The 238-nt window shown below is 45.8% G+C and carries 1 tRNA gene; it reads right to left on the minus strand.

The window, feature by feature from the left end:
* Window positions 1-152: 152 nt before the first annotated feature.
* Window positions 153-228 (minus strand) — tRNA-Ala (locus GJ695_RS29550).
* Between the last annotated feature and the right edge of the window lie 10 nt (window positions 229-238).

Here is a 238-nt window from a genome sequence, read left to right on the forward strand (position 1 = left end):
GCTATTAGGCAAGCATTTACTACTTTGTGATGATGAGTTTTACTACCCAGGCATGTATCTGTCGACACACGCCTAATAAAACTTTACTTCTTCCAGATTGTTAAAGAACGATACTGCTTTTACCTAAGCATCTGTGCTTACGTAAAAACAGGTGGTGGAGGATGACGGGATCGAACCGACGACCCCCTGCTTGCAAAGCAGGTGCTCTCCCAGCTGAGCTAATCCCCCATTGGTGCAA

Origin of the sequence: Duganella alba, assembly GCF_009674495.1 — a bacterium.
Classification (GTDB): Bacteria; Pseudomonadota; Gammaproteobacteria; order Burkholderiales; family Burkholderiaceae_D; genus Rugamonas; species Rugamonas alba.